The following is a 7,030-nucleotide window of genomic DNA, read 5'->3' as shown; positions in this document are numbered from 1 at the left end:
TCAAAGGGGAGGTGCGTCCCGAAAGGGGAGGTGCGTCCCGCAGGAGTCAGCGCAGCTCCGGCAGCGACGCCACCACGTACCCGTCCACCTCGACGACGTCGCCGACGGTGAGCGCCGGCTGGCCCGCCGGGTGGCAGAGCGTGACCTGGAAGCCGTCGGTCTGCACACGGGCGGCGGTGAAGTCCTGGCCGGTGCGGGCGACGGAGCGCTGCTCGATCGCGAGCACCACGCCGGTCAGGTGCGCGACGGCGTCGGTCGACGCGGCGTACGCGCCGGTGGGCTCGAAGACCAGGCCGGACACGTCGGCGTCGGCCCGCCCGATCACCTGGACGGAGTTGCCAAGCACGACGATCGACGCCGGACCCGTGACGGGGGCCTCCGCGGTGCCGAGCAGGGCGAGCTCCTCGAGCTGGCAGGCGATCTCGGTGATGACCTCGTCGTGCTGGTTCACGAGCTCGGCGAGCACCAGGCCGCCGTCGACCGCCTGCGGCTCGGAGAGGATGGCGCCCGGCGCTGCGTAGAACGTGGGCGTGACGACCCGCACGAGGTCGCCCTCGGTGGTGATGATCAGGCGGGCGCCGGACGCGTCGGTCCAGATGTGCACGCCGACCTCGCCGTCCTTGGCGATGGTCTCCGCCTCGGCGCGTGCCGAGGCCACCAGGTCGCGAAATTCGCTACGTCGCCAGACGTCCAGTCCGATGCAAGCCAGGTTCGATGCCACGGTCGCCTACGCTAACCCGACGCCGCGCCGACGACCTGACGGGAAGGTCATACGTGCGTGTCAGTCCGGGGCGTGCTTGTCCAGGAACGTGTACACCTCGGCGTCGTCCACGCCGGGGAACGCGCCCCGCGGCAGGGCCGCGAGGATCTGCTGGTGCATGCGCCCCGACGGCCAGGCTTCGCCCGACCAGCGGTCGGTCAGCTCCGGCGACGGGCGCTGACAGCAGGCCGGGTCCGGGCAGGTCGAGGCGCGGCGCACCTGCGTGTCTCGCCCCCGGAACCACTTGGCGTGCGCGTACGGCACGCCCACGGTGATCGAGAACGCGCCCGAACCGCCGTCTGGCCCGCCCGTGGGCGACGTCGACCCCGTCTGGGTGGAGCACCAGAACGTCCCGGCCGGGGTGTCGGTGTACTGGTAGAACTCGGTGGTGCGGTCGCGCCGCTCGAACGCCTCACGCGCCGCCCAGCGCCGGCAGATGAGCTGCCCCTCGATGGCGCCCGTGACATCCTGCGGGAACGGCAGGCCGTCGTTCGCGTAGCCGCGGAACAGCGCGCCGTCGGCCCCCACGCGCAGGAAGTGCAGCGGGATACCGAGGTGGTGCGTCGCGAGGTTGGTGAGCCGCATCGCGGCCGCCTCGTGCGTGATGCCGAAGGCGTCGCGGAAGTCCTCGACCGCGAGGTCGTGCTCCCGCTTGCGCTCCTGGAGGAACGGCACGGCCACGAACTGCGGCACCAGGCACGCGGCGGCGAAGTACGTGATCTCGACGCGCTGCCGCAGGAACTCGCCGTACGACCGCGGCCGGTCGTGCTCCAGCACACGGTGCGCCAGCGCCTGCAGCGCGAGCGACCGCAGGCCGTGCCCGCCGGGCGTCGACGCCGGGGGCAGGTAGATGCGCCCGTTGCGCAGGTCGGTCACCGAGCGGGCGGACCGCGGCAGGTCGCCCACGTGCAGCAGCGTGAAGCCCATCTGCTCCGCCATCCGCGCCACCGTGCGGTGCGTCAGCGCGCCGCCCGTGTACCCGGCGGCCTTGACCATCTGCTCCGCGACGGCCTCGAACTGCGGGTAGTGGTTGTCGCGGGCCTCCCGCTCCAGGCGCAGCTCGGTGTTGGCCCGCCGCGCCTCCTCGGGCGTGGCGATCGCCATCTGCTCGCGGCGGGCCAGCTCGTCGTGCAGGCCCACGAGCTGTTCCAGGACCGGCATCGGCAGCTTCTGGCTGGGCTTGACCGCGGGCACGCCCAGGGTGGTGAAGAGCTGGCCGCGCTGCGCCCGGTCGAGCGCGATCTCCAGCGCGGCCCTGCGCGACGGCGGCTCCGCGCTCAGCAGCTCGCCCATCGGCACGCCCAACGCCTCCGCGATCGACCGCAGGAGCCCGAGCCGCGGCTCGCGCCGGCCGTTCTCCACGAGCGACAGCAGGCTCGGCGCCGAGCCCACCTTCTCGCCGAGCGCATCGAGTGTGAGCCCCTGCGCGGTGCGCAGGTGCCGGATCCGGCGGCCCAGGGTGATCAGGTCCGTCTCGGTGCCCGACGACGTCGGCTCGCCTCCGGCAGGCATGCCGCCCTCCGCTCGTTGTCACTTCACCCGGTCGCTTTCACCCGGTCGCTGCCCGGGACGGGCCAGCAGGAACCCGCTCCTTCACACTACGTGAAGATCGGCGATTCTTGACAGGCCGTGGGCTGGAATTCGGGGCGATCCGCACGTGAAGGTGGAAACAAGCCCGCCACCGTGGCCCGCAGTCTGATGATCGGAGCGCACATGTCCGTCCTCGCGAACCCCCGCCGAACCCGGCTCGTCGCCGAGCTCGTGGCCGACGTGACCATCGGTCAGGACTCCACCACGGCAGACACCTCGGCGTCCACGGCCGCGAACGGCATCCCCGCCGCCGAAGGCCTGGACGTGCGCGACTGGGTCGCCCGCGTCGCCGAGCTCACGCAGCCGGACGAGATCGTCTGGTGCGACGGCTCCGCCGACGAGAAGCAGCGCCTCATCGACCAGATGCTGGCCGCGGGCACGCTCGTCGCCCTGAACCAGGAGAAGCGGCCGGGCTCGTACCTGGCGCGCTCCAACCCGGCCGACGTCGCCCGCGTCGAGTCGCGCACCTTCATCTGCTCGCAGGACGAGGAGGACGCCGGCCCCACCAACAACTGGGTGGCGCCCGCCGACATGCGCACCGAGCTGGAGGGCGTCTTCGAGGGCTCGATGAAGGGCCGCACGATGTACGTGGTGCCCTTCTCGATGGGCCCCGTGGGCGGCCCCATCTCGCAGGTGGGCATCGAGCTCACCGACTCGCCCTACGTCGTCGTCTCCATGCACGTCATGACGCGGGTCTCGGATGAGATCCTGCGCCTGATCGACGCCGGCCAGCAGTGGGTCCCCGCCGTGCACTCGGTGGGCGCGCCCCTCGCCGACGGCGAGGCGGACGTGGCCTGGCCGTGCAGCGACACCAAGTACATCGTGCACTTCCCGGAGAGCCGCGAGATCTGGTCGTACGGCTCCGGCTACGGCGGCAACGCCCTGCTCGGCAAGAAGTGCTTCGCGCTGCGCATCGCGTCGGCGATGGCGCGCGACGAGGGCTGGCTCGCCGAGCACATGCTGCTGATCCGCATCACCTCGCCCGAGCAGCGCCAGTACCACCTGGCCGCCGCCTTCCCGAGCGCGTGCGGCAAGACGAACCTGGCGATGCTGCAGCCCACGATCCCGGGCTGGAAGGTCGAGACCCTCGGCGACGACATCGTGTGGATGCGCCCCGGCCCGGACGGGACGCTGCGCGCCATCAACCCCGAGGCCGGCTTCTTCGGCGTCGCGCCCGGCACCGGCGTCGACACCAACCCGACCGCCGTCGCGACGTTCGACCGCGACACCATCTTCACCAACGTGGCGCTGACCGACGACGGCGACGTCTGGTGGGAGGGCCTCACGGCCGAGCCGCCGGCGCACCTGACCGACTGGCAGGGCAACGACTGGACGCCGGACTCCGAGACCCCGGCGGCGCACCCGAACTCCCGCTTCACCGTGTCCGCCGCGCAGTGCCCGACCATCGCGGACACCTGGGAGGACCCGGCGGGCGTGCCGGTCGACGCGATCGTGTTCGGCGGTCGCCGCGCCAGCAACGTGCCGCTCGTGGCGGAGTCGTTCGGCTGGGAGCACGGCGTGTTCATGGGCGCCACCATCTCGTCGGAGCGCACGGCCGCCGCCGAGGGCGCGCTCGGCGAGCTGCGCCGCGACCCCTTCGCGATGCTCCCGTTCTGCGGCTACAACATGGCCGACCACTGGGCGCACTGGCTGGAGGTCGGCGCGGGCATCGAGGAGTCGAAGCGCCCGCGGATCTTCCAGGTCAACTGGTTCCGCCGCGGCGAGGACGGCCGCTTCCTGTGGCCCGGGTTCGGCGAGAACTCGCGCGTGATCGAGTGGATCGTGGGCCAGGTCGAGGCCGGCCGCGGCCTGCGCGAGGACACCTCCGTGGCCACGCCGGTGGGCAGCCTGCCCGCACCCGGCACCCTGAACCTGGACGGCATCGACGTGCCGGACGCCGACATGGCCGCGCTCTTCGACGTGCCGACCGCGCCGTGGCAGGCCGAGGCCGACCTGACCGAGGAGTTCTTCGACCGGTTCGGCGACCACACGCCGACGGCGCTGCGCGCCCAGCTCGACGCCCTGCGGGAGCGTCTGGCCCGATGATCTCGGGCGGCTGACGGCGCGACCTTCTCGGGTGGCTACCCGTCGCGCCGTCGGCCGTCCGAACAGATTTCCCCGGCCGGGTTATTGAGGCATCCCGGCCGGGGATCTCCTTTGTCCACAGGCCTGTTCGTCCACAGGCCTGTGGACCGTGCGCTCAGTAGCGCATCCCCATCAGCCCGCGGACGTCGTCCAGGGTGCGGTCCGCGATCTCGTTCGCCCGCGCGTTGCCCCGGGCGAGCACCTCGTCCAGGTGCCGCGGGCCCGCGGAGGTGAGCTCGCGGCGTCGGGCACGGAGGGGGCGCAGGCCCTCCACGACCGCCTCGGTGACCACCGCCTTGAGCCGGCCGGCGCCCGCCGCGCCGACCTCGTCGGCGAGCGCCTCCGGCGGCATGCCGGTGAAGTAGGCGCCGATCTGGAGCAGGTTGGCGATCTCCGGCCGACGCTCCGGCTCGTAGGTGATGGTGCGCTCGGCGTCGGTCTTCGCGCGCTTGAAGAAGGTGGCGGTGTCGTCCTCCGAGGCCCGCAGCTCCAGCGCGTTGCCGCGCGACTTGGACATCCGGCGGCCGTCGCTGCCGAGCACGGTGGTCGACGGCGCGATGAGGGCGTCCGGCTCGGGGAAGTACGGGCGGGCGGCCGAGTACCGCTGGTTGAACCGCCGCGCCACGGTCCGGGTGATCTCCAGGTGCGGAAGCTGGTCCACGCCGACCGGCACCAGGTTGCCGTGGCAGAACAGGATGTCGGCGGCCTGGTGGACCGGGTAGGTGAGCAGCAGGCCCGAGATGCCGCGCTTCTGCCGCAGCACGGCCGCCTCGGCCTCCGACTTCACCGTGGGGTTGCGCTCCAGCTCGGACACCGTGACCAGCGACAGGAACGGCAGCAGGAGCTGGTTGAGGGCCGGCACCGCCGAGTGCGTGAAGACGGTACTGCGCTCCGGGTCGAGGCCCGCCGCGAGGTAGTCGAGCAGCACCTCGCGGACCGTGGCGTGCAGGTCGCCGGCGTCGTCTCGGTCGGTGATGACCTGGTAGTCGGCGACGATGAGGAACACCTCGACGCCCAGGTCCTGCAGGCGCACGCGGTTGGCGACGGTGCCCATCAGGTGCCCGAGGTGCAGGGCTCCGGTGGGGCGGTCGCCGGTGAGCACCCGGTACTCCCCCGGGTTCCGGGCGATGCGGTCCTCCAGCACGGCGGTGCGCTCGCGCGCCGCCGCGGCGGAGCGGGTGGTGCTGCGCTTCTCGCGGGCAGCGTCGAGGTCGAGCAGGGTGCCGGTGGCGGACGGCGTCGGGGCCGCCTCGGGCGGCAGGGTCATGGACATGCCGGGTCTCCTTGGTCAGGGAGCCGCCCGCGCACGACGTCGGGCACAGAAAAGTCCCGGGCTGCGGCGAGCAGCTCGGGACTTCTGTGCGGGTGGGCGCGTCAGGTCACGGCTGCGGGTGCAGCCGCCACCAGTTCAGCCCGTGCGTCATGTGGCCAGGGTAGGCGGGGGCGCGGCGGCGATCAAGGGACCACACCTTGCTCTCAACCTTGGTTGAGGTTCTAGCGTGGCCGTCCGAGGCGGGTCACAAGGGCCGGCCGGGACGAGGGAGAGCGACATGCGGGCCATCGAGGTACACGAGTTCGGCGGGCCCGAGGTGCTGGTCGCCCGGGACGTCCCGGACCCGGTCGCAGGCCCGGGCCAGGTGGTGGTGCGGCTGGTCGCGGCCGACGTCATCTTTCTCGACACCCTGCTGCGCGGCGGATGGGGCGGCGAGATCTTCCCGCTGCGGCCGCCCTACGTCCCCGGGACCGGCGGGGCAGGCCGGGTCGAGTCGGTCGGGAGCGGGGTGGACGCGGCCTGGATCGGGCGTCCGGTCGTCGTGCACGGGCCGGGCTACGCCGAGCGGGTCGCCGCGGACCTCGGCGACGTCGTGCCCGTGCCGGACGGCCTGGGCCTGACCGAGGCCGCGGCCCTCATGACCGACGGCGTGACCGCCCTGCGTCTGACCCGGCACGCTCCCGCCGGCGCCGACGGGGCGCCCTGGGTGCTGGTCGCGGCGGCGGCGGGCGGCGCCGGCTCGCTGGCGGTGCAGATCCTGCGCGACGCCGGGGCGCGGGTCGTCGCGGCGGCCCGCGGCGACGCCAAGCTGAGCCTGGCCCGCGAGCTGGGCGCGGAGGTCGCCGTCGACTACACGGAGCCGGGCTGGGCGGACCGGGTGCGTGCGGCGACCGGCGGACCCGGCGTCGTGCTGGCCCTGGACGGCGCCGGCGGCGCCCTCGGCGCGGAGGTCTTCGAGACGGTGGCCGACGGCGGGCGGTTCGTCACCTACGGCACGTCCAGCGGTCAGTTCACGGCGGTCGATCCCCTGGTCGCCGAGCAGCGCCGGATCGAGGTGATCAACGAGCTCGCGGGCGGCCCGCCGGCCCCGGAGCTCGTCCGCACCCTCTTGACGCAGGTGCTGGACCTGGCAGCCGCGGGCCGGGTGCGGCCCGCCATCGGCGCGACCTTCCCCCTGGCCGACGCCGCGGCCGCCCACACCTCGCTGGCCGAGCGTCGGACGGTCGGCAAGTCGCTGCTGCTGGTCTGACGAGGCGCTGCCCGGCGCGCCTTCCGGACGGTGCGGCCGCGCTGCCGGACGGCGGGGACGACGCCCCGCCGTC

General features: G+C 73.3%; 5 protein-coding genes. 2 read left to right on the top strand and 3 right to left on the bottom strand.

Going from position 1 to position 7,030, the window contains the following annotated elements:
- Nucleotides 1-46: 46 nt before the first annotated feature.
- Together ACFWEJ_RS25495 and ACFWEJ_RS25490 are read right to left on the bottom strand one after the other, a co-directional pair.
- Complete coding sequence (locus ACFWEJ_RS25495) at nt 47-721, bottom strand: hypothetical protein (RefSeq protein WP_377231973.1); 675 nt, start codon at nt 719-721, stop codon at nt 47-49.
- Nucleotides 722-781: 60 nt separating this feature from the next.
- A complete protein-coding gene (locus tag ACFWEJ_RS25490) occupies nt 782-2,272 on the bottom strand; it encodes a helix-turn-helix domain-containing protein (protein WP_377231972.1) in 1,491 nt (496 codons plus the stop codon).
- Nucleotides 2,273-2,473: 201 nt separating this feature from the next.
- On the opposite strand from ACFWEJ_RS25490, the gene ACFWEJ_RS25485 reads away from it, so the two are divergent.
- A complete protein-coding gene (locus ACFWEJ_RS25485; protein ID WP_377231971.1) occupies nt 2,474-4,396 on the top strand; it encodes a phosphoenolpyruvate carboxykinase (GTP) in 1,923 nt (640 codons plus the stop codon).
- A gap of 154 nt (nt 4,397-4,550) precedes the next feature.
- Here ACFWEJ_RS25485 and trpS read toward each other — a convergent pair whose 3' ends face one another.
- On the bottom strand, nt 4,551-5,708 hold the full coding sequence (gene trpS / locus ACFWEJ_RS25480; protein ID WP_377231970.1) for a tryptophan--tRNA ligase: 1,158 nt from the start codon (nt 5,706-5,708) through the stop codon (nt 4,551-4,553).
- A gap of 277 nt (nt 5,709-5,985) precedes the next feature.
- Here trpS and ACFWEJ_RS25475 point away from each other — a divergent pair, with 277 nt between their 5' ends.
- Complete coding sequence (locus ACFWEJ_RS25475; protein ID WP_377231969.1) at nt 5,986-6,957, top strand: zinc-binding dehydrogenase; 972 nt, start codon at nt 5,986-5,988, stop codon at nt 6,955-6,957.
- Nucleotides 6,958-7,030 lie beyond the last annotated feature (73 nt).

Source organism: Promicromonospora sp. NPDC060204, from assembly GCF_042728455.1.
Taxonomy (GTDB): domain Bacteria; phylum Actinomycetota; class Actinomycetes; order Actinomycetales; family Cellulomonadaceae; genus Promicromonospora.
The sequence above is the reverse complement of the archived record's forward strand: the minus strand, read 5'-3'. Positions and strand labels throughout refer to the sequence as shown.